Raw genomic sequence first — 23006 nt, 5'->3', positions numbered from 1 at the left:
CGACTCAGGCGAAGACGATTTCGTCGCCCTCCACGCTCGCCTTGATAGTGGCGCCAGGTACGAAGCGACCCGCGAGAATCTGCTGCGCGAGCGGGTTCTCGATCCAGCGCTGAATGGCCCGCTTGAGTGGCCGCGCACCGTAGACCGGGTCGTAGCCGACGGCAATCAGCTTGTCCATCGCCTCCTGCGACAGCTCCAGGCTCAACTCACGCTCGGCCAGGCGCTTGCGCAGGCGGCCCAGTTGAATCTCGGCGATACCGGCGATCTGATCCTTGCCGAGCGGATCGAACACCACAACCTCGTCGATTCGGTTGATGAACTCGGGGCGGAAATGCTGGCTCACTGCGTCCATCACCGCCGCGCGCTGTGCCTCGGGATCACCGACCAGCTCCTGGATCTGCGTCGAGCCCAGGTTGGAGGTCATCACGACCACTGTATTGCGGAAGTCCACGGTGCGCCCGTGGCTATCGGTCAGGCGCCCGTCCTCGAGGACCTGCAGCAGGATGTTGAAGACATCCGGATGGGCCTTTTCCACCTCATCCATCAGCACGACCGAGTATGGCTTGCGGCGCACGGCCTCGGTCAGGTAGCCACCCTCCTCGTAGCCGACGTAGCCCGGAGGCGCGCCGATCAGGCGAGCGACCGAGTGCTTCTCCATGAACTCCGACATGTCGATGCGGATCATCGCCTCCTCGGTATCAAAGAGGAACTCGGCCAACGCCTTGCACAGCTCGGTCTTGCCAACCCCGGTCGGCCCGAGGAAGAGGAATGATCCACTCGGCCGGTTCGGGTCGGCCAGGCCCGCGCGCGATCGGCGCACGGCGTTGGAAACCGCAACCACGGCCTCATGCTGCCCGATGACACGGGTGTGCAGCTGGTCTTCCATGCGCAGCAGCTTGTCGCGTTCGCCCTCGAGCATCTTCGAGACTGGAATGCCCGTCCACTTGGAGACGACTTCGGCGATCTCCTCGTCGGTCACCTTGTTGCGCAACAGCTGGTTCTCGGTCTTGCCGTGCTGGTCGACCATCTGCAGGCTGCGCTCCAGGTCGGGAATGATGCCGTACTGCAGCTCGGCCATACGCGCCAGGTCACCCTTGCGCCGCGCGGCCTCAAGATCGGCCTTGGCCTGCTCGATCTTTTGCTGGATCTGTGCGGAGCCCTGCACCTCGGCCTTTTCCGACTTCCAGATTTCTTCGAGGTCCGAATACTCCTTCTCCAGCTTGGCGATGTCGTCCTCGAGCTTGGCCAGGCGCTTGCGGGTCGCCTCGTCGTCTTCCTTCTTCAGCGCTTCGCGCTCGATCTTCAGCTGAATCAGCCGCCGATCCAGGCGATCGAGCTCCTCGGGCTTGGAGTCGATTTCCATACGGATGCGACTGGCCGCCTCGTCGATCAAGTCGATGGCCTTGTCCGGCAGCTGCCGATCGGTGATGTAGCGGTGGCTGAGCTTGGCCGCGGCGATGATCGCGCCGTCGGTGATACTGACCCCGTGGTGCACCTCGTAGCGCTCCTTGAGGCCACGCAGGATGGCAATGGTGTCTTCTTCGCTCGGCTCATCGACCAGCACCTTCTGGAAGCGCCGTTCGAGCGCAGCATCCTTCTCGATGTACTGGCGATACTCGTCGAGGGTGGTCGCGCCTACACAATGCAGCTCGCCACGCGCGAGCGCCGGTTTGAGCATGTTGCCGGCGTCCATCGCGCCCTCGGCCTTGCCGGCGCCGACCATGGTGTGCAACTCGTCGATGAACAGAATGATCCGCCCTTCCTGTTTGGCCAGCTCATTGAGCACGGCCTTCAGGCGCTCCTCGAATTCGCCGCGGAACTTGGCACCGGCGATGAGGGCCCCCATGTCCAGCGCCAGCAAGCGCTTGTCCTTCAACCCGTCGGGGACCTCGCCGTTGACGATGCGTTGGGCCAGCCCCTCGACGATCGCGGTCTTGCCGACCCCCGGCTCGCCGATCAGCACCGGATTGTTTTTCGTACGCCGCTGCAGGACCTGGATGGTTCGGCGAATCTCGTCGTCGCGGCCGATCACCGGATCGAGCTTGCCGTCCTCGGCACGCTTGGTCATGTCGACGGTGTACTTGTCGAGCGCCTGACGCGATTCCTCGGCGTTCGGGTCGTTTACCGCCTCTCCGCCACGCAGGTTGGAAATGGCATTCTCCAGCGCCTTTTTCGATACACCCTGGCCGAGCAGCAGCTTGCCGAGTCGGGTATTGGGATCCAACGCCGCCAGCAGGACCAGCTCGCTGGAGATGTACTGATCGCCCTTCTGCTGCGCCAGGCGATCGGCCTGATTGAGCAGCCGCGCCAGGTCCTGGGACATGTTCATGTCCCCGGTCGGGTTCTGCAGTTTCGCCAGGCCGTCGAGTTCCTTGGTCAGCGCCTGACGGAGCGAATTGATGTCGAAGCCCACCTGCATCAGCAGCGGCTTGATCGAGCCGCCCTGCTGTTCGAGCAGCGCCTGCATCAGGTGAAGCGGCTCGATGGCCGAGTGGTCCAGGCCAACGGCAATGGACTGTGCGTCGGAGAGGGCAAGCTGCAGCTTGCTGGTCAGACGGTCTATACGCATGAAGATCTATCCTCGAGTGGAGCGGGCCGGCATTGACTCGCCGAAAACCATGACCCGCGAGATGCAGCATAGATGAGGATGATTGTTGGCGATTCAAGCCACGCGGGGTTGACCGAGATCAGGCAAACCGCGCTCGGCCCGCCGGGATGAGCCCCTCAGACAAGCCAGACGAGGCTGGCGAAACGCCCCGTACGCGCATTGCGCCGATAGGAATAGAAACGCGGATCGCTGTAGGTGCAGAACCCACCGCCATGCACCGAACGGACCCCAGATGCCGCCAACCGTAAACGGGCGAGTGCATAGAGGTCGGCCATGAAGCGCCCGCCGTTGACGCTCGGCACGAAAGCGACTGCAGCTTCGGCATGCCCCTCGAGAAATGCCTGGCGCACCTCGGGGCCAACCTCGAAAGCATGCGGCCCGATTGCCGGACCGAGCCAGACCAACACCTCTTCCGGCGGGACCTGCAGCGCCGCCAAGGTATTTTCCAGCACGCCACCGGCCAGCCCCCGCCAACCCGCATGCGCAGCGGCGACCCGCTCGCCGCCGCGGTCGCAGAACAGCACCGGCAGGCAGTCGGCGGTCAGTACCGCACAGGCGCGGCGCCGCACATCGGTCCAGCAAGCGTCAGCCACCCTGCCAGACACGGCGGCGTCGACCACATCGCAGGAATGCACCTGGGACAGCCAGGCGACGTCGCAGCCAAGGGCTTCACACAGGCGATGACGATTCTCGGCGACCGCCTGCGGCGCATCGCCAACGTGGTCACCGAGGTTGAAGGTCTCGAACGGCGGCAGGCTGACTCCCCCGCTGCGCGTGGTCACGCAGGCCCGCACGTTGGCGGGGGCCGGCCAATCCGGCACCAGCCAATCGCCCGGCCACGGAGTCATCCGACGAAGGCCTCACGGTCCTGCTGCAGCAGGGTCAGCAGCCAGACGAAATCATCTGGCAACGGCGACTCCCACTTCATCCGCTTGCCGGTGGCCGGATGCTCCAGCTCGAGAAAGCGTGCATGCAGGGCCTGCCGGGGAAACGCGCGCAGCTCCTGTACCAGGGTCGGGCTGGCCGCCGGAGGAATGCGGAAGCGGCCGGCATACAGCGGGTCGCCCACCAGGGGGTGGCCGATATGGGCCATATGCACGCGAATCTGGTGCGTACGCCCGGTCTCCAGCTTGACCCGCACATGGGTGTGCGAGCGAAAACGCTCCAGCACCCGATAGTGACTGACTGCCGGCTTGCCGCCTTCGGCCACCGCCATGCGCTGGCGCTGCTGGCCATGACGGCCGATAGGCGCGTCGACGGTTCCACCACTGATCACCACGCCGATGACGATGGCTTCATAGATGCGGCTGACGCTGCGCGCCTGCAGCTGCTCGACCAGCCGTGTCTGCGCCTCCAGCGTCTTGGCCACCACCATCAATCCCGTGGTGTCCTTGTCCAGGCGATGGACGATGCCGGCGCGTGGCACGTTGATCAACCCGGGCACATGATGCAGCAGCGCGTTGAGCAACGTGCCGTCGGCATGCCCGGCCGCCGGGTGCACGACCAGCCCTGCCGGCTTGTCGATCACCAGGATGTGTTCGTCTTCGTAAACGATGTTCAACGGGATGGCCTGCGCCTCCCATTCACCCTGCGCCTGCTGCTCGGCGCTCAGCTCTAGCACCGCACCGGCATGCACGGTGTCACGCGGGCGCAGTACGGCGCCATCGACGGTAAGCACGCCGTCCTTGATCCAGGCGGCCAGGCGCGACCGCGAATGCTCGCTGAAGAGCTGTGCGGCAATCTGGTCAAGGCGTTGCCCGCCAAGGTCGAAAGGCACCTCGGCGCGAAGGTGGATAGCCTGCTTGCTGGTCGTGGACATAAGGGCACTGCGGCGGGGGCGCGGCCTTTGGTTTCGGCCACGCGCTTGTGTTTAAATACGGCGTCTTTGCCCCGGCAAACCGGGGCGCCCATCATAACAGGACGGCTCCGTGCGAGACAGCCAGCCGTCACAGGGACGCAAGCCGCCATGCAAGTGAAACACCTGCTGCTGATCGCCATTCTCGCCCTCACCGCCGCCTGTTCGTCCAACGAGACGGTCGACGAGAACCTGGGTGAAGTCGAGCTTTACCAGCAGGCGCAGGCCGACCTGGACAGCAAGGCTTACACCAGCGCCATCAGCAAGCTCAAGGCGCTCGAGTCGCGCTATCCCTTCGGCCGCTTCGCCGAGCAGGCGCAGCTGGAATTGATCTACGCCTACTATCGCAACATGGAGCCGGAAGCGGCCCGCTCGTCCGCCGAGCGCTTCATTCGCCTGCACCCGCAGCATCCGAACGTCGACTACGCCTATTACCTGAAGGGGCTGGCCTCGTTCGATCAGGATCGCGGTCTGCTGGCGCGCTTCCTGCCGCTGGACATGACCAAGCGGGATCCCGGCGCGGCGCGCGACTCGTTCAACGAGTTCGCCCAGCTCACCAGCCGTTACCCCAACAGCCGCTACGCGCCGGACGCCAAGGCGCGGATGATCTACCTGCGCAACCTGCTGGCGGCCAACGAGATTCACGTCGCTCATTACTACCTCAAGCGCCAGGCCTATGTGGCGGCTGCCAACCGTGGCCGCTACGTGGTCGAGAACTTCCAGGGCACCCCTTCGGTAGCCGACGGCCTGGCCGTGATGACCGAGGCTTATCAGCGCCTTGGCCTGGATGAACTGGCCGCCAGCAGTCTCGAAACGCTGCGCCTGAACTACCCTGAGCACGCTTCGCTGGAAGACGGTGAATTCACCCCACGCGAGACCGAAGAGGACTCGCGCAGCTGGCTGAGCCGCGCCACGCTCGGCCTGATCGAAGGCGACGTGCCGCCACCAGATACCTCGCGCGCCAACCGCGACGTCATCCGCCAGTACGAAGCCGCCGAGCGCGACCTGCCCGAGGAGCTGATTCCGGTACTGGACGAAGCGCGCGAAGCCGAAGCACCGAAGCGCTCCTGGTGGAGCCGGCTGACCTTCGGCCTGTTCGACTAACCCCCGGCGCCTCGCGGGCAGGCGCCTGATCCGCCGATTCGATCGCGGCTGACCGCGCAGCCACGCTCGAGGACGTTTCAATGGGCCTGCTTCGCTTGCTGTTCTGGATCGCCATCATCGCCGCCGCCGTCTGGCTGTGGCGCCGGGTCTTTCGCAAGCCGCCCGCCGGCAACGCGCAGGCCGCCGAGGTAACGATGGTCCGCTGTGCGCATTGCGGCGTGCATGTACCGCAGAGCAAGGCCTTGCGGGCCGCCGATGCCTGGTACTGCAGCCAGGCGCATCTGGAGCGAGGCCGGCAACCCGGTGGACACTGACACCCTGGCCATCGCCGCTGGCCAGAGCCAGCGCATCCTGCGTCTCTACCACCTCTACCGCCTCGCCATCGGACTGGCGCTGGTGCTGCTGATCAGCAGCGACCTGCACAACGACCTGCTGCAGATGAGCAACCCGCAGCTGTTCAGCTACGGCGCCTGGCTCTACCTGATCGTCAACATCGTTGTCGCGGTACTGCTGCAGAACCCCACACAGACGGTACAGGTCCTGGCGCTGGCCCTGGTCGACGTGATGCTGCTGGCCGCCCTGTTCTATTTTGCTGGCGGCACGCCCAGCGGGATCGGCAACCTGCTGATCATCGCGGTGGCCATCTCGAACATCCTGGTACGCGGCAAGGTCGGCTTTCTGATCGCCGCGGTCGCGGCTACCGGCCTGATCTACCTGACCTTTTACCTGAGCCTCAGCCACCCGGCCGCCAACAGCCAGTTCGTCCAGGCGGGCGCACTGGGCACGCTGTGCTTCGCCGCCGCTTTTCTGGTCCAGGGCCTGACGCGTCGCCTGCAAACCAGTGAAGACCTGGCCCGTCAGCGCGCGGCGGACGTCGCGAACCTCGAGGCGCTGAACACGCTCATCCTGCAACGCATGCGCACCGGCATTCTCGTGCTCGACCCGCAGCAGCGCGTACTGCTGGCCAATCAGGGTGCACTGCAGATGCTCGAACAGGACAGCCTCACCGGCGCGAAGCTGGCCGAGCATTGCCCGGATCTGATCGCGCGCCTGGGCCAATGGCAGAACAACCCGACCTTGCGCGCCCAGGGACTGCAGATTTCCAGCGGCGGGCCGATGCTGCAGCCAAGCTTTGCCTCGCTGCAGCATGGCGAGCGATGCAATACGCTGGTGTTTCTCGAAGACATCTCGCAGATCGCCCAGCAGGCCCAGCAGCTCAAGCTGGCTTCGCTCGGCCGGCTGACCGCCAGCATCGCCCATGAGATCCGCAACCCGCTTGGTGCGATCAGCCATGCCGCCCAACTGCTGCAGGAATCCGAGCAGCTCGACGGCCCGGATCGACGGCTGGCACAGATCATCCAGGATCATTCGAGACGCATGAACCTGGTGATCGAAAACGTCCTGCAGCTGTCGCGCCGACGGCAGGCGGAACCGCAGCTGCTGGACCTGAAGTACTGGCTGCATCGCTTCGTCAGCGAGTTCCGCAGCGGCCTTTCGCCGCGCCAGTGCCTGCATCTGGAAACCATCGGCAGCTCGCTGCAGACCCGCATGGACCCCAATCAGCTGACGCAGGTGCTGACCAACCTGGTGCAGAACGGCCTGCGCTATAGCGGGCAGGTGCACGACACAGCCCAGGTATGGCTGCGCCTGTACCGCGACGAGTCCAGCGACCTGCCGATGGCCGAAGTGCTCGACGATGGTCCCGGCGTGGCACCGGAACAGCTGAGCAACATCTTCGAGCCCTTCTATACCACCGAGAGCAAGGGCACCGGGCTGGGCTTGTACATTTCGCGGGAGCTGTGCGAGAGCAACCAGGCGCGCCTGGACTATCAGCCCCGTCCGGAAGGTGGCAGCTGCTTCCGCATTGTCTTCGCCCATCCGCGCAAGCTGGGCTGAGACGAAGCTGCGGCCCGTCACACAACCGCCAAAGCAGGCGCCGGGCGCAGCCGCCAGCGGTTAACATGAGCTCCGCAACCCGCTTCACACACCGTGCAGACCGAACATGAGCGCCCGCCAGAAAGCCCTGATCATCGATGACGAACCCGATATCCGCGAACTGCTGGAGATCACCCTCGGGCGCATGAAGCTCGACACGCGCAGCGCCCGCAGCGTCAAGGAGGCGCGCGAGTGCCTCAGCCGCGAGCATTACGACCTGTGCCTGACCGATATGCGCCTGCCCGACGGCTCCGGCCTGGAGCTGGTACAGCACATACAGCAGCAGTACCCGCATCTGCCGGTCGCGATGATCACCGCCTACGGCAGCCTCGATACGGCAATCAGCGCACTGAAAGCGGGCGCTTTCGACTTCGTCACCAAACCGGTGGATCTCAACCGCCTGCGCGAGCTCGTCAGCACGGCACTGCGCCTGCGCCCAAGCACCCCGGAAGTACCCAGCGACAGCCGCCTGCTGGGCAACTCGCCGCCGATGAAGACGCTGCGCAAGCAGATTGGCAAGCTCGCCCGCAGTCAGGCTCCGGTGTATATCAGCGGCGAGTCCGGCAGCGGCAAGGAGTTGGTTGCGCGCCTGATCCACGAGCAGGGCGCACGCGCAGAGCGGCCTTTCGTCCCGGTCAACTGCGGTGCGATCCCGTCGGAGCTGATGGAGAGCGAGTTCTTCGGACACAAGAAGGGCAGCTTCAGCGGCGCCATCGAGGACAAGCCGGGGCTGTTCCAGGCCGCCAATGGCGGCACGCTGTTCCTCGACGAGGTCGCCGACCTGCCTTTACCCATGCAGGTCAAGCTGCTGCGCGCGATCCAGGAAAAAGCCGTGCGCGTGGTTGGCGGCGCTCAGGAGGTCATGGTCGATGTGCGCATCCTCTGCGCAACGCACAAGGATCTCGCCAGCGAAGTGGCGGCCGGGCGTTTCCGCCAGGACCTCTATTACCGCCTGAACGTCATCGAACTGCGCGTGCCGCCGCTGCGCGAGCGTCGCGAAGACATCGGTTTGCTGGCCGACGTGATGCTCAAGCGCCTGGCGGCCGAGTGCGGCGAGCCGCCGGCACGGCTGACAGCCGATGCGCTGGCCAAGCTGGAGAGTTATCGCTTCCCCGGCAACGTCCGTGAACTGGAAAACATGCTCGAGCGCGCCTACACGCTTTGCGAAGACGACCAGATCAAGGCCGGCGACCTGCGCCTGGCCGAGGCCGTGCCGGCAGCCGACGGCCAGGAGAACAACCTGGCGCAGATCGACAACCTGGAAGACCATCTGGAAGAGATCGAACGCAAGCTGATCATGCAGGCGCTGGAGGAGACGCGCTGGAACCGCACCGCCGCCGCACAGCGCCTGGGGCTGACTTTCCGCTCGATGCGCTACCGGCTGAAAAAGCTCGGCCTAGATTGAGCAGAGCGCGGCGGGCCCGTTGGAGGCGAGCCCGCCGCCTGGCCTCAGCCCTGCGACAGCAGCGTGCGCAGGTCGATGATCGCCGCGTTGGCGCGGGAAATGTAGTTGGCCATCACCAGCGAATGGTTGGCAAGGATGCCGTAACCACTGCCATTGAGCACCATCGGGCTCCAGAGCGGTTCCTGCGCGGCCTCGAGCTCACGAATGATCTGCCGTACGCTGACCGTCGCATTCTTCTTGGCCAGCACGTCGGCGAAATCCACTTCGATCGCCCGCAGCAGATGCGACAGCGCCCAGGCCTGGCCGCGCGCCTCGTAGAACACGTTATCGATCTGCAGCCACGGCGTTTCGACCACTTCCTCCTTCACCTGCGGTACCACCCCGGCGCGCTCCTGTTCCGGCGCGACGTTGGTGTCCAGCCGCACCCGCCCGACACTCGCCGACAGGCGCTGGGACAGGGAACCGAGCCGGGTTGCCACATCGCCCAGCCAGTTGTTCAGGTTGTCGGCGCGGGTATAGAACAACGCCTTCGGCTCGGCTGCACTCAGGCGAGCGAGATAGCGGTCCAGCGAACGGATGCCGTTGCGGTACTCGCCTTCGGAGGCCGGCAATGCCCAGCTGCGATTGTCGAAATGGAAGAACGGCTCGCCCTTGGAAAGATCGGGATCCTCGGTCGACTGCGATTGCGACCGGGTGAAATCCTTGCGTAACGCGCGAGTCAGGTCGCGGACCTGCACCAGCACGCCGTATTCCCACGCCGGCATGTTGTCGAGCCAGACACCAGGCGGCGCGATGTCATTGCTCAGGTAACCGCCTGGCTTGTCGAGCAGCGTACCGGCGACCTGCTTGAGCGTTTCGACGGTCGTGTAGCCGTTGACCAGCTGGCGCCCGGAATCCTGCGCCGCCTCGCGGGCGTGTTGCTGCACCGGGAACAGCGCCGGTTCGCGACTCCAGTACCAGCCAACCAGAATGGCCGCGACCAGATAGATCGCCAACAAGGCTCCAAGGATCTGCCAGATCGGCTTGCCGGACCCGGTACGCGCCGAGCTGCCATTCGAGCGGCCTAGACGTGCGAAACGATTCTTCAGGTCGAGCATGGGCGACGTGTCCTTCTCTCGGTAAGCGGATGACCCGCGCCGACAGAGCGGCAGCGGCGGCCACCACTATAACGCAGCTTTCCGATCGACTCGGTGCGAAATTGTGAACCAGGCCGCCTCGGACTGGCATGGCCCGCACAGGTTAGTGATAGCATGCAGCCACCATTGCGCGTATCACCCGGAGCCGCAGGGATGTCGGATCAGGAAGGCCTCAAACAGCATTTCGCCCAGCGTGTGATTCACCAGGCGCGGGAAGTACTAGAGCTCTGGCAGCAGCTGCAGCGCAGCGAGTGGAGCGATCGCTACCACTCGACACTGACCGATGCCACGCTGCGTCTGCGGCGCTTCGCCGAGCGCTTCGAGCAAACCGAGCACAGTGAGCTGGCGATCGGTATCGAGGATTGTCTGAGCGACATCCGCGACAACCGCGGGCGCCTGTCCAGCGAAAGCATTTCGACGCTCAGCCAACTGATCTACCGGCTCGCACGCACCGGCCTGCGGCACAGCGACCCGCACAACCAGATGTTCCTGCCGCCGCTGAGCAAACCGATCTACATCGCCCTGCAGGACGTCCAACGCGCCCAGCACCTGGTTCGTCAGCTGGATTTCTTCAGCATGACCGCACGCGCCTTCGCCAACGACGACGAGTTCCGCGCGGCCATGAACGAACGCCACCCGGCGGCCATCGTCATGGAGGTGGACTTCAACGGTGCAGGTGAGGGGCTACGCTTGGCCGAGCGTATCCAGCAGGGGCTGGACGACAAGCTGCCGATTCTCTTCTTCAGCCATCAGGAAACCGATACGCCGACTCGCCTGGCCGCGGTGCGCGCCGGAGGCCTGGAGTTCTTTACCGGCACACTGGACGCTTCGAGTCTCATCGAAAAGATCGAGATATTCACGCGGACCGCGCACTACGAACCCATCCGCGTGCTGATTATCGACGACTCACGGGCCCAGGCAACGCATACCGAACGCGTGCTGAACAATGCCGGCATCGTGACCCAGACGCTTACCGAGCCGATTCAGGCGATTACCGCGTTGGCCGAGTTCCAGCCTGACCTGATCATCCTCGATATGTACATGCCAGACTGCCTGGGCACGGAGCTGGCGAAGGTGATCCGTCAGCACGAGCGATACGTCAGCGTACCGATCATCTACCTGTCGGCCGAGGACGACCTGGACAAGCAGCTCGACGCCATGGGCGAAGGCGGCGACGACTTCCTGACCAAGCCGATCAAGCCAAGCCATCTGATTGCCACGGTGCGCACCCGCGCGGCGCGCGCCCGCAGCCTCAAGGCGCGAATCGTGCGCGACAGCCTTACCGGCCTGTACAACCACACCCATAGCCTGCAACTGCTGGATGATGCTCGCTTCCGTGCGCGGCGTGACAACCGCCCACTGGTCTTCGCCATGCTGGACATCGACCACTTCAAACAGGTCAACGACACCTATGGTCACCCCATGGGCGACCGGGTGATCAAGAGCCTCGCGCTGTTCCTCAAGCAACGCCTGCGCAAGACCGACCACATCGGCCGCTACGGCGGCGAAGAGTTCGCCGTGGTGATGCCCGACACCAGCGCCGAAGCCGCCATGGGCGTGCTGGACGAAATTCGCCGGCGTTTCGGTGAGATCCGCTACCCGGCACAACCGACCGACCTCAGTTGCACGTTCAGCTGCGGCATCACCGAGTTGGCGTCCGATGCGGATGTCAAAACGCTCACCCAGCAGGCCGACGCCGCCCTCTATCGAGCCAAGCGCGAGGGACGCAACCGTGTGGAGCGGTTCTGAGGCCACCGCCCGCTCCCGGCATCCATCAGCGAACTGCCGCACAGCCTGAAGCGCTGTCATCAGTCTGACATCAAAACGCCATAACCTGCCGCCTCCTAAGCAGTCGTCGCGCGAGGCCGGGATGCGTCTGAAGTCGCTCACCACCATCAATACCCTACTGTTGATCGGCGTCTGTCTGGCGCTCGGCGCAACGCTCTGGTGGTCGGAACGCGCCCTTGAGCGGCCCTATCTGCTGATGGCCCGCTACCTGACGCTTTCGCAGCAGTTCGAACACCAGAGCGCGAACAATATTCGTGCTTACCTGGCCGGCGGCGATGCGTTGCGCCACAGCGAGGCCGCGACTTCGCTGGCGGCTCTCGACGCCGAGCTGCGCGAGTTGCCCGAGGCGTTCGCCCAGGCCCTGAGGCCCAGCCTCGCCTCGCTCGGCGAGTTCGTCGCGGGCGATCTGCTGGCCGCCGGCAAGCTCGCTGGCGACCCGCAGGGTTTGCTGCTGCAAGCCGAGCGCGAGATCGCCGCGACGCTCGACCAGCTCGCCGCCTACGCGCAAAGCAGCACCGATCCTGCAGCGGCGGCCTATCGCAGCCCCCTGTTCGAGGCCAGCCAGCAGCTGCTGCGCCTGAGTCACGCACGCGGCAAGCTGATCGCCAGCGGCCGCGAGCAACTCGTCGACGAGGTCCTGCAGGCGCGCGAGGCGCTGCAGCGCACCGCCGAGCGCATTCAGCAGCTACCGCTACTTGGCGTCCTTGAAACACAGCACTCGGCCGCAAACGACTTCGCCGCGTTGCTCGACCTGCAGACAGAGCAGACGCAGCAGGAGGCGACCGACAAGGGTGAAGCGCTGCGCCGGGAACTGGACAGCCTGCTCGCGCGCTATCCGCGCGAACTGGATCGCACCCGTGAACTGATCGCCAAACGCAGCGCACTGACCAGCACCACCGAACAGCGCCTGGCGGCGGTGCAGCAGGCGCTGGCCGAGCTAGAGCCAGCCGTACGCGCCGAACATGGGCGTATTCAGCGCGAGGTGCGCCTGGTTCAGGGCGGCATCATCGCCCTGATCCTGCTCATCGCCCTGGGCATCGACCGCCTGCAGCGCCAGCTCACCCGGACCCTGGGCGCGCTGGTGCCCTCACTGTCGGCGTGGGCGCAGGGCGATTTCACCGACGAAGTGCAGATCCATTCACGCCTGGCCGAGCTGGGAGAAATGGAGACCTCGCTCAACCGCCTGCGCAGCTATCTGCTCGAGCTGGTACGCACCCTGCGCCAGCAGGCCGAGGATGTGGCCGGCAGCAGCCGTAGCCTGGACGGCATGAACGACGAGCTGCAGCGCAGCGCCCGCCGACAGGCCGACAACACGGCGCAGATCCGCGACTCGCTGGGCGAGCTGGAGGCGACCATTCAGCAGGTCGCCGGCGGCGCGGGCGAAGCAGCCAGCGCCGGGCGCAACGCCGCCCAGGCAGTCGGCGAGGGACAGCAAGTCATCGCCGAAAGCCTGGGCGGGCTGCATGCTCTGGTCGGCGAAGTGCAGGACAATGCCCAGGCCATCGAGCGCCTGAGCGAAGAGACATCAGCCATCGGCAAGGTGCTGACCGTGATCCGCTCGATTGCCGAACAGACCAACCTGCTCGCGCTCAACGCCGCAATCGAAGCGGCGCGCGCCGGCTCGCATGGGCGTGGCTTCGCCGTGGTCGCCGATGAAGTGCGCTCACTGGCGCAGCGCACCACAGGTGCCACCGAGGAAATCCAGCAGCTCATCGCGCACCTGCAGGGTGCCGTTGAACAGTCGCTGCAGGCCATGCGCGAGCAGGTCGAGCATGCCGAACGCACCGCTCAGCTGGCGCAGACCGCCGATGGCGCCCTGGAAGGCATCGTGCGCACCATCGCCGATATCGGTCGCATGGCCGAGCAGATCGCCGACGCCACCGCGCAGCAGAGTGCTGCGGTCAGCGAAATCCGCCGCCATAGCGAGCATATCCACGAGCTCGGCGACACCAATCTGGCGCACATCTCCCAGGGTCGCGAACGCAGCGCGCAGATGCTACGCCTGGGCAATCAACTGCAGGATGCGACGCGTGCCTTTCGCTTCTGAGCCCCAGGCTCAGCGCGGCGCAACCGGACGCTGAGGCTTGCCCTTGCCGCCCTTGCCCGGCTTGCTGTCCTTGCGTCGCTGCTCGGCGGCGGCCTTGGCCTGCTCGCGCTTGTCCCAGGGATTGCCGTCCTGGCTGCGCGGCGGCAGCCCGGTGTGCTGGGTAAGCAGCGGACGCCCTGCCGACGCACCGCCCGCCTTCTTGCTGCCGACGGGCGTGGAGTTCTTGCGCCGAGCGCTGTGGTAGCCATCGCTCGCCGGCTGGTGAGCCGGAATCAGCTGATGCTTGGCCGGGCCGATCAGGTCGGCTCGCCCCATGCGAATAAGGGCCTCGCGCAGCAGTGGCCAACCCTTGGGATCGTGATAACGCAGGAAGGCTTTGTGCAGGCGGCGCTGTTCTTCGCTCTTGACGATGGTGACGCCTTCGCTCTTGTAGGTCACCTTGCGCAGCGGGTTCTTGCCGCTGTGGTACATCGCCGTGGCAGTGGCCATCGGCGACGGATAAAAGGCCTGCACCTGGTCGGCGCGAAAGCCGTTGGCTTTCAGCCACAGCGCCAGGTTGAGCATGTCCTCATCGGTGGTACCGGGGTGCGCCGCGATGAAGTACGGGATCAGGTACTGCTCCTTGCCCGCCTCCTTCGAGAACTTCTCGAACATCCGCTTGAAGCGATCATAGGTGCCGATGCCCGGCTTCATCATCTTGTCCAGCGGGCCACGCTCGGTGTGCTCCGGCGCGATCTTCAGGTAACCGCCGACATGGTGGGTGACCAGCTCCTTGACATACTCCGGCGACTCGACCGCCAGGTCGTAGCGCAGCCCCGAGGCGATGAGAATCTTCTTCACTCCCGGCAGCGCCCGGGCCTTGCGGTACAGCTCGATCAGCGAACTGTGGTCGGTGTTGAGGTTCTCGCAGATCCCGGGGTAGACGCAGGACGGCTTGCGGCAGTGCTTCTCGATGTCGTGGCTCTTGCACGCCAGGCGGTACATGTTCGCAGTCGGCCCGCCAAGGTCGGAAACGACGCCGGTGAAACCCGGGACGCCCTTCATCTGTTCGATTTCGTGAAGGATCGACTCGTGCGAACGGTTCTGGATGATGCGGCCCTCGTGCTCGGTGATCGAGCAGAAGGTGCAGCCGCCAAAGCAGCCGCGCATGATGTTCACCGAGAAACGGATCATCTCGTAGGCCGGAATCTTCGCGCCCTCATAGGCCGGGTGCGGCACGCGCGCATAAGGCGCGGCGAAGACGTAGTCCATTTCCTCGGTCGAGAGCGGGATGGGCGGGGGATTCAGCCACAATTCGCGTTCGTCGTGCCGCTGCACCAGCGCGCGGGCGTTGCCTGGGTTGGTTTCCAGGTGCAGCACGCGGTTGGCGTGCGCGTAGAGCACCGGATCATTGCGCACCTTCTCGAACGAAGGCAGACGAATCACCGTCCGCTCGCGTTCCAGGCGCGGGTGCGGCAGCAGCTCCACGGGCCGCGCCTCGGCGGGGTCGTCGGCCGGCGGCTGACCGTTCTCCAGCGCGCAGGCTTCCAGGTCGCGGGTGTTGACGTAAGGGTTGACGATCTTGTCGATCTTGCCCGGCCGGTCGATGCGGGTCGAGTCGATCTCGAACCAACCCTCGGGGGCGTCTTTGCGGACAAAGGCCGTACCCCGCACATCGGTGATCGCCTCGATCGTCTCGCCAGCGGCCAGACGGTGGGCGACCTCGACGATCGCTCGCTCGGCGTTGCCATAGAGCAGCAGGTCGGCGGTGGCGTCCATCAGGATCGAACGGCGTACCTTGTCGGACCAGTAGTCGTAATGTGCAATGCGCCGCAGCGAGGCCTCGATACCACCAAGCACCACCGGCACATGGCTGTAGGCCTCCTTGCAGCGCTGGCTATAGACCAGGCTGGCACGATCCGGCCGCTTGCCGGCCAGGCCGCCGGCGGTGTAGGCGTCGTCGGAGCGAACCTTGCGGTCGGCGGTGTAGCGGTTGATCATCGAATCCATGTTGCCGGCCGCCACGCCGAAGAACAGGTTCGGCTCGCCAAGCGCCATGAAGTCGTCCTTCGAGCGCCAGTCGGGCTGGCTGATGATGCCCACGCGAAAGCCCTGGGTTTCCAGCAGGCGGCCGATGATTGCCATGCCGAACGACGGATGGTCGACGTAGGCATCTCCGGTCACGATGATGATGTCGCAACTGTCCCAGCCGAGCAGATCCATCTCCGCTCTGCTCATCGGCAGGAACGGCGCCGGGCCGAAGCATTCGGCCCAGTACTTGGGATAGTCGTAGAGCGGCTTGACGGCGTGCATGGCGAAGACCGGGGCAACGAAAACGGGCGCGGAATATAGCACAAAAAATGATCAAGCCCGACTACCCCGCGCGGTCTTTCCCCGGTAGCCAGATAGCCTGCGCAGCCCGCCATCGGCGTGGGTATACTCGCGTGACCCTAGCCATGCCTCGCTCTCGGGAGTCCCTGGTGCGTTTCGTCCTGTTCGCCTTGCTCCTGAGCCTGTGCAGCCTCGGCGCTGCCCGCGCGGAAACGACCTTGCTGGCCCCTGCCGACAGCGGTCGAAGCCTGAATGCCGACGTGGATCTGCTCGCCGACCCTGGCGCCAGCCTGGGCATCGGCGATCTTCAGCGCCCCGAGGTCCAGGCCCGCTTCGAACCTGCGCAAGGCAAGGCCAGCGTCGGCCAGAGCCCCCACCCCTGGTGGATCAGGGTCAGCCTGCAGCGCACGAGCGATGCCCCCGTCCAGTGGTGGCTAGAGATCGGCTCGGTAACCCTGAAGGATCTGCGAATCTACCTGCCCGATGGCGCAGGTGGCTGGCAGGCGCGTCAGTCTGGCGAACTGGTCGGCTTTGCCGAGGGGCGCGACTACCCATACCGTCGCATGCTGTTGCGCCTTCCGCAGGTGGCGGACGATGCGCCGCTGACCTTCTACCTGCGCACCTACGACCCGGCCGGCAACTCCTTTCCACTGCGCGTGTGGCAACTGGATGCACTGCAGGCACAGGCCGCGGGCGAGAACCTGTTTCTCGGCCTAGTCTACGGCGTGATCCTGGCAATGCTGCTGTACAACCTGTTCATCTTCTTCAGCCTGCGGGACAAGGCCTACTTCTGGTACGTGATGACCACCAGCGGCGCGCTGCTGATGATCGTCGCGATGACCGGCCACGGCTTCCAGTACCTCTGGCCGAACGGCCCGGTGCCGCTCTGGCTGGACCGCATCAGTATTCCGGCCCTCTGGGGCTTCAGCGCCTGTCGCTTCACCCAGACCCTGCTGCAGACCCGGCACTTCGCACCCTGGGCACACCGTCTGCTGAGTCTGGCCTGCGGCCTCTACGTACTGGCCGTGTTGTTGAACCTCGTCGGTTATCGTGCGTTCGGCGCCTGGGTCTTCGTGGCGCTGGCACTGACCGCCATTCCCGCCTCGCTCTGGGCCTCGTTCCGGCGCTGGCGCCTGGGCTATTTCCCTGCGCTGCTCTACCTTATCGGTTTCGGCGTGATCCTCGGCAGCGTCAACCTGCTGCTGTTGCGCGCCACCGGCGTGGTCCAGCCAGCCCCCTGGAATGCTCACATCTTTCCGCTGGCCGTGGCCGCCGAGTCGATTCTCTTCTCGTTCGCACTGGCGTACCGCATCCAGATCCTCAAGCAGGAAAACGCCGCGGCCCTCGAGCGCGCCGATCGCGAAAAGGCGGCACGGCTCGAGCAGGTGCAGGCCAGCGCAGCGCAGCTCAGCCAGGCGGTGGAGACCCGCACCGCGGAGCTGGCCGAGGCCAACCGGCACCTCTGTGAGCGCGAGCAGGAACTCAAGCATGCGGCCTTCCACGATCCATTGACCGAGCTGCCCAACCGCCGCTACCTGATCGAACGAGCCGAGGCTGCTCTGGATGAAGCGGGCCGAAAGGCCGAGGCGGTTGCGCTATTACTGATCGACCTGGACCACTTCAAACCGGTCAACGATCACCACGGCCATGATGCCGGCGACCTGCTGTTGCGTACCCTGGCGCTGCGCCTGCGCACCCTGGTACGCGCAGGCGACATGGCCGCACGGCTCGGCGGCGACGAGTTCGCACTGTTGGTGACCGGACCGAATGCCGAGCGTGACGTGGAGCAGATCGCCGAGCGCCTGCTGCGTGAGCTGGCGCACCCGGTACCGTACCGCAACGCCACCCTGGCCGTGACGGTAAGCGTCGGCGCGGCCTTTTATCCACGTCACGCCGAACACTTCGCAGGGCTATACAAGGCCGCCGACCAGGCGCTGTATCGCGCCAAGCATCAGGGCCGTGCGGGCTGGGCGCAACACGATGAGCGCCCAGTCTCCGCCGATCAGCCGACGTAACGGCGCGGCACCCGACCGGTGACTTTCGTCAGCAATTCGTAGCCGATCGTGCCACACGCCTGAGCCAGCTCATCGATGGGCAACTGCGCGCCCCACAGTTCGACCGCATCGCCAAGCCGGGCGGCCGGCAGGTCGGTGAGATCCACCGCGAGCATGTCCATCGATACCCGACCAGCCAGTGGTACACGCTGCCCCCGGATCACGACCTCGGTTCCGGGTGGTGCGGTGCGCGGGTAGCCATCGGCATAGCCGCAACTGACTGTACCGATGCGCGAAGGCCGCTGCGCTACCCAGGTCCCGCCGTATCCCACGCTCTCGCCGGCGTCTATGTCACGCACAGCGATCAGCGCGCCGGTCAGCGTCATCACCGGCTGCAGGCCCAGCGTCGTCGCCGCCAGTTCGGCAAAGGGCGTCGCGCCATAGAGCATGATGCCCGGACGAATCCACTCCATGTGCGCCTGGGGCAATGTCAGCACCGCCGCCGAGTTGGCCAGCGTGCAGTTATCGAAACCAAGCTGCATCACCTCGGCATAACGCTGCAGCTGCAGGTCGGTCAGCGCGTGCCCACGCTCGTCAGCACAGGCGAAGTGACTGATCAGGTTCAGTTCGGCCACCTGCGGCGCATCCTTGAGCCGGGCATGCCAGGCACGCAGGCCGGCGATATCGAAGCCCAGCCGATGCATGCCCGAATCGAACTTGAGCCAGACATTCAGCGGGCGGGCCAGATCGGCCGCCAGCAGCGCCTCGGCCTGCGCCTCGCCTTGCACGGCGATGTCCAGGCCGAGTTCGGCCGCACGCGGCAGCTCGGCTGGTTCGAAGCAGCCCTCGAGCAATAGCAAGCGTGCAGTAGGCGCGACCTCGCGCGCGACCTCGGCCTCCTCGATGCAGGCGACGGCGAACCCGTCGGCGATGTCCTGCAGCGCCTGGACCGCGCGCCTCGCGCCGTGGCCATAGGCATCGGCCTTGACCACGGCAAAGGCTCGGCGCTGCGGAGCGCACTGCTTGGCATGGAGATAATTGTGTCGAAGCGCGGCCAGATCGACCGTTGCAACCAGGGGACGCATGGCGGATGTTCCGGTAGGGAGAGGCTGTCTAGCTTCAGGCTTCAGGCGTCAGGCTTCAAGCCGCCAAAGCGATCCTCGACGCTCGGCCGGTCGAAGCCTGACCCGTGCGCTTATTCGTCGTCGAACTGGTAGCTGCCCGGCGCGAGGTTCTCGAAACGCGAGTACTTGCCAAGAAAAGCCAGACGGGTCGTGCCGATCGGGCCGTTCCGCTGCTTGCCGATGATGATTTCGGCGACGCCTTTGTATTCGGTTTCCGGGTGATAGACCTCGTCCCGGTAGACGAACATGATGATGTCGGCGTCCTGCTCGATGGCCCCGGATTCACGCAGGTCGGAGTTCACCGGGCGCTTGTTCGGGCGCTGCTCGAGCGAGCGGTTGAGCTGCGAGAGGGCGATCACCGGGCAGTTGAATTCCTTGGCCAGCCCCTTGAGCGAGCGAGAGATTTCGGAAATCTCGTTGGTCCGATTGTCACCGCTGGAGCCGGGAATCTGCATCAGCTGCAGGTAGTCGACCATGATCATGGCGATCTCGCCGTGCTCGCGGGCAAGGCGCCGAGTGCGCGCGCGCATTTCCGACGGGCTGATACCGGCCGTGTCGTCGATGAACAACTTGCGGTCGTTGAGCAGGTTGACCGCCGAGGTCAGCCGCGGCCAATCGTCGTCGTCCAGCTTGCCCGCCCGCACCTTGGTCTGATCGATACGTCCGAGCGAAGCGAGCATACGGATGACGATGGATTCGGACGGCATTTCCAGCGAATAGACCAGCACGGCCTTGTCGGTACGCAGAACGGCGTTCTCCACCAGATTCATGGCGAAGGTGGTCTTACCCATCGAAGGGCGCCCGGCGACGATGATCAGGTCCGCCGGTTGCAGACCATTGGTGGCCTCGTCGAGATCGGTGAACCCGGTGGACAGACCGGTGATCGCCTCGCCGGCATTGAACAGGGTGTCGATGCGGTCGATGGCCTTGACCAGGATGTCGTTGATGCCCACCGGCCCGCCGGTCTTCGGCCGCGCTTCGGCGATCTGGAAGATCAGTCGCTCGGCCTCGTCGAGGATCTCCTCGCCGGTGCGTCCCTGCGGTGCGTAGGCGCTGTCGGCGATCTCGTTGCTGATGCCGATCAACTGACGCAGCGTCGCACGCTCGCGAATGATCTGCGCGTAGGCCTTGATGTTCGCCACCGAGGGCGTGTTCTTCGCTAGCTCGCCCAGATAGGCCAACCCGCCGACCTGCACCAGGTGGCCTTCCTTGTCCAGCTGCTCGGACAGGGTGACCACGTCGAACGGCATGTTGCGCTCGGCCAGCGCGTAGATGGCACGGAAGATCAGCCGGTGATCGTGCCGGTAGAAGTCACCGTCGGAGACCTGGTCGAGCACGCGCTCCCAGGCGTTGTTGTCCAGCATCAGGCCGCCAAGGACGGCCTGCTCGGCCTCGATGGAATGCGGCGGCACCTTGAGCGCGGCGGTTTCCAGGTCGTATTGCTGGGGCACACTGATGTCGTTCATGGTTCTCGCGAAACTCGAAACTGCAGAAAAACAAAGGGCACGCCCCACCTGCGTGGAAGCGTGCCCGATGTTACTCGCCAGGCACCCGGGGTGCCAGACGACGGCTTAGGCCGCGACTACGATCACCTTGACGGCAGCTTCGACGTCGGTGTGCAGATGCAGCGCGACGTCGTACTCGCCGGTCTGGCGAATGGTGCCGTTGGGCAGGCGAACTTCGCTCTTGGCCACTTCCACGCCAGAGGCGGTCAGGGCGTCAGCGATGTCGGCGGTACCGATGGAACCGAACAGTTTGCCCTCGTCACCGGCAGTAGCGGTGATGGTGACTTCCAGTTCAGCCAGCTGAGCAGCACGAGCTTCGGCCGAAGCCTTCTTCTCTGCAGCAGCCTTTTCCAGTTCGGCACGACGCGCTTCGAAAGCAGCGACGTTGGCCGCAGTGGCAGCGGTAGCCTTGCCTTGCGGCAGCAGATAGTTACGACCGTAACCGGCCTTGACGTTTACCTTGTCGCCCAGGTTGCCCAGGTTGGCGATCTTTTCCAGCAGGATGACTTCCATTTGAGTCTCACCTCTTAACTTTTAACCTTCACCGTTCGCAGGCCCCGCACCGTTTCTGTCGGCGGCGCGACCGCGAAAATCAAACAGACTGTCGACCATGGCCAACACGGCCAGTAGCGGATAAATCAACTGCATGAACAGCACCAGCGTGACGTAGAGCCCTACCAGCCAAAAACGCTGCAGGCGCCCCTGTGCGACCAGCCCATGCACCAGCGCGACGCCGGCAAACACCAGCGGCACACTGCACAGCGGCGTCAGCATCGCCAGCTCCGCGCCGAGGTTCGGGCCGAGCAGCATGCCCGCCAGCAGCAGCGCTGCCAGCAGCGGGCGCAAACGCAACGCCCGGAACTCCTTACCGAAGCCACCCGGGTTGTACAGCGCGGCCTGCCAATAGCGCGCCAGCATCAGGCTGAGCAGCGTGGTGATCTGCAGCAGTGCCGCAAGCAGCCCGGTCAACACCGGAGCCAGAAGCGACTCTAGCCGCGTCCGCTCATCCACCGAAAGTTGCTGGTAGGCGTCCGACAGTGTATGCGGCAATACCTTCTGCAACTCGCCGGCCAGAGCCTTGATCGGTTCGTCGAAGACCAGGCCAAGCGCCCAGGCATAGAGCAAACCGACACCGACACTTGCCATCAGCACACGGGCCCAGGATGCCTGATTGCGCAGCAGCATCCCCAAGCCCAACGTGCCAAGCATCACCAACAACGTGCGTGGGTCACCGAAGTACCACCACACCAGTGCCGGCAACGCGCCCCAGACCAGCACACCCAAGGCGTCGTTAAGCCCGCGACGCAGCAACACCAGACTTCCAGCCGCGGCGCTGAGCCAGAACAGCATCGGCACTGCCGCCGCGCCCGCCATCACGAAGATGGCTTGCTTGCGGCCGCGCATGATGTAGTCCGCCAAAGCGCGCACGCGATCAATCCCTACTTCGGTCGACCAGCCGAATCAACGGCCGTGGCTGTCGGTGTAGGGCAGCAGGGCCAGGTAGCGGGCACGCTTGATGGCGGTAGCCAGCTGACGCTGATAACGGGCCTTGGTACCGGTGATGCGGCTCGGAACGATCTTGCCGGTCTCGGAGATGTAGGCCTTCAGGGTGTTGAGATCCTTGTAGTCGATCTCTTTCACGCCTTCGGCGGTGAAACGGCAGAACTTACGACGACGGAAAAAACGTGCCATGAAATAGGCTCCTCAATAGATCCGGTGATTACTCGTCAGCGGAGTTGTCGCTGTTGTCGCTCTCGTTGGAGCCTTCAGCGTTCTCCGGGCGCTCGCGACGCTCGCGACGCTCGCTGCGGTTTTCCTCGGCCTTGAGCATTTCGGATTGCTCGGTCACGGCTTCGTCGCGACGGATGACCAGGTTACGGATGACGGCGTCGTTGTAGCGGAAGTTGTCTTCCAGCTCGGCCAGTGCCTTGCCGCTGCACTCGACATTCATCATGACGTAGTGAGCCTTGTGCACGTTGTTGATGGCGTAAGCCAGCTGACGACGGCCCCAGTCTTCCAGGCGGTGGATCTTGCCGCCATCTTCTTCGATCAGCTTGGTGTAACGTTCCACCATGCCGCCGACCTGTTCGCTCTGGTCCGGGTGAACCAGAAAGATGATTTCGTAATGACGCATAAATGCTCCTTACGGGTTGCAGCCTGCCGACGATGCGGTCAGGCAAGGAGTGAATGACTTT

Annotated in this window: 18 protein-coding genes; 7 read left to right on the top strand and 11 right to left on the bottom strand. The window is 64.8% G+C overall.

The genetic code is table 11. The annotated features are described in order from the left end of the window. Nucleotides 1-4: 4 nt before the first annotated feature. From clpB to rluD, 3 genes are all read right to left on the bottom strand, one after another. Nucleotides 5-2569 carry an ATP-dependent chaperone ClpB gene (clpB, locus tag CL52_RS03465; RefSeq protein WP_041107877.1) on the bottom strand — a complete coding sequence of 855 codons (2565 nt, stop codon included), beginning with the start codon at nt 2567-2569 and terminating at the stop codon, nt 5-7. A 155-nt stretch (nt 2570-2724) separates the two neighbouring features. Further along, nucleotides 2725-3456, bottom strand: coding sequence for a peptidoglycan editing factor PgeF (gene pgeF / locus CL52_RS03460; RefSeq protein WP_043218533.1), 732 nt, complete (start codon nt 3454-3456; stop codon nt 2725-2727). Next, entirely contained in the window at nt 3453-4427 is a 975-nt protein-coding gene (gene rluD, locus CL52_RS03455) for a 23S rRNA pseudouridine(1911/1915/1917) synthase RluD (protein WP_043218532.1), read from the bottom strand. The genes pgeF and rluD overlap by 4 nt, the downstream gene beginning before the upstream one ends. A 147-nt stretch (nt 4428-4574) precedes the next feature. Between rluD and CL52_RS03450 the strand changes: the two genes are divergently transcribed. The 4 genes from CL52_RS03450 (at nt 4575) to CL52_RS03435 (ending at nt 8907) form a co-directional block, all read left to right on the top strand. Next, entirely contained in the window at nt 4575-5567 is a 993-nt protein-coding gene (locus CL52_RS03450; RefSeq protein WP_041107883.1) for an outer membrane protein assembly factor BamD, read from the top strand. A gap of 80 nt (nt 5568-5647) precedes the next feature. Beyond that, entirely contained in the window at nt 5648-5881 is a 234-nt protein-coding gene (locus tag CL52_RS03445) for a PP0621 family protein (RefSeq protein WP_043218531.1), read from the top strand. Further along, a complete protein-coding gene (locus tag CL52_RS03440; protein ID WP_052264512.1) occupies nt 5871-7463 on the top strand; it encodes a sensor histidine kinase in 1593 nt (530 codons plus the stop codon). Before CL52_RS03445 ends, CL52_RS03440 begins: the two co-directional genes overlap by 11 nt. A gap of 106 nt (nt 7464-7569) precedes the next feature. Then, entirely contained in the window at nt 7570-8907 is a 1338-nt protein-coding gene (locus CL52_RS03435; RefSeq protein ID WP_041107887.1) for a sigma-54-dependent transcriptional regulator, read from the top strand. A gap of 44 nt (nt 8908-8951) precedes the next feature. Here CL52_RS03435 and CL52_RS03430 read toward each other — a convergent pair whose 3' ends face one another. Continuing rightward, the gene (locus tag CL52_RS03430; protein WP_041107889.1) at nt 8952-10004 is read right to left on the bottom strand and encodes a DUF2333 family protein; all 1053 of its coding nucleotides are present in this window, start codon (nt 10002-10004) and stop codon (nt 8952-8954) included. A 192-nt stretch (nt 10005-10196) separates the two neighbouring features. On the opposite strand from CL52_RS03430, the gene CL52_RS03425 reads away from it, so the two are divergent. Both CL52_RS03425 and CL52_RS03420 read left to right on the top strand, forming a co-directional pair. Then, entirely contained in the window at nt 10197-11792 is a 1596-nt protein-coding gene (locus tag CL52_RS03425; RefSeq protein WP_043218529.1) for a diguanylate cyclase, read from the top strand. 121 nt (nt 11793-11913) lie between these two features. Then, nucleotides 11914-13878: a methyl-accepting chemotaxis protein gene (locus CL52_RS03420; protein WP_043218526.1), complete on the top strand. Its 1965-nt coding sequence runs from the start codon at nt 11914-11916 to the stop codon at nt 13876-13878. Nucleotides 13879-13887: 9 nt separating this feature from the next. Here CL52_RS03420 and CL52_RS03415 read toward each other — a convergent pair whose 3' ends face one another. Further along, a complete protein-coding gene (locus CL52_RS03415) occupies nt 13888-16170 on the bottom strand; it encodes a YgiQ family radical SAM protein (RefSeq protein WP_043222909.1) in 2283 nt (760 codons plus the stop codon). Between the two features lie 167 nt (nt 16171-16337). On the opposite strand from CL52_RS03415, the gene CL52_RS03410 reads away from it, so the two are divergent. Then, nucleotides 16338-18203: a diguanylate cyclase gene (locus tag CL52_RS03410; RefSeq protein ID WP_143008659.1), complete on the top strand. Its 1866-nt coding sequence runs from the start codon at nt 16338-16340 to the stop codon at nt 18201-18203. Here CL52_RS03410 and alr read toward each other — a convergent pair. The 6 genes from alr to rpsF all read right to left on the bottom strand — a co-directional run bounded on the left by alr (nt 18191) and on the right by rpsF (nt 22945). Continuing rightward, a complete protein-coding gene (gene alr / locus CL52_RS03405; protein WP_043218521.1) occupies nt 18191-19267 on the bottom strand; it encodes an alanine racemase in 1077 nt (358 codons plus the stop codon). The genes CL52_RS03410 and alr overlap by 13 nt on opposite strands. Nucleotides 19268-19377: 110 nt before the next feature. Then, a complete protein-coding gene (gene dnaB, locus CL52_RS03400) occupies nt 19378-20772 on the bottom strand; it encodes a replicative DNA helicase (protein WP_041107897.1) in 1395 nt (464 codons plus the stop codon). Between the two features lie 105 nt (nt 20773-20877). Beyond that, complete coding sequence (gene rplI / locus CL52_RS03395; RefSeq protein ID WP_041107899.1) at nt 20878-21324, bottom strand: 50S ribosomal protein L9; 447 nt, start codon at nt 21322-21324, stop codon at nt 20878-20880. Between the two features lie 21 nt (nt 21325-21345). After that, nucleotides 21346-22239 carry a hypothetical protein gene (locus tag CL52_RS03390; RefSeq protein ID WP_043218518.1) on the bottom strand — a complete coding sequence of 298 codons (894 nt, stop codon included), beginning with the start codon at nt 22237-22239 and terminating at the stop codon, nt 21346-21348. Nucleotides 22240-22272: 33 nt separating this feature from the next. Continuing rightward, complete coding sequence (gene rpsR, locus CL52_RS03385; RefSeq protein WP_003283112.1) at nt 22273-22503, bottom strand: 30S ribosomal protein S18; 231 nt, start codon at nt 22501-22503, stop codon at nt 22273-22275. A gap of 28 nt (nt 22504-22531) precedes the next feature. Further along, nucleotides 22532-22945 (bottom strand): 30S ribosomal protein S6, encoded by a 414-nt coding sequence (gene rpsF, locus CL52_RS03380; protein WP_041107904.1) that lies wholly within the window; start codon nt 22943-22945, stop codon nt 22532-22534. Nucleotides 22946-23006 lie beyond the last annotated feature (61 nt).

The organism is Stutzerimonas balearica DSM 6083 (assembly GCF_000818015.1).
Taxonomy (GTDB): domain Bacteria; phylum Pseudomonadota; class Gammaproteobacteria; order Pseudomonadales; family Pseudomonadaceae; genus Stutzerimonas; species Stutzerimonas balearica.
This window is presented reverse-complemented; position numbering and strand designations above follow the sequence as displayed.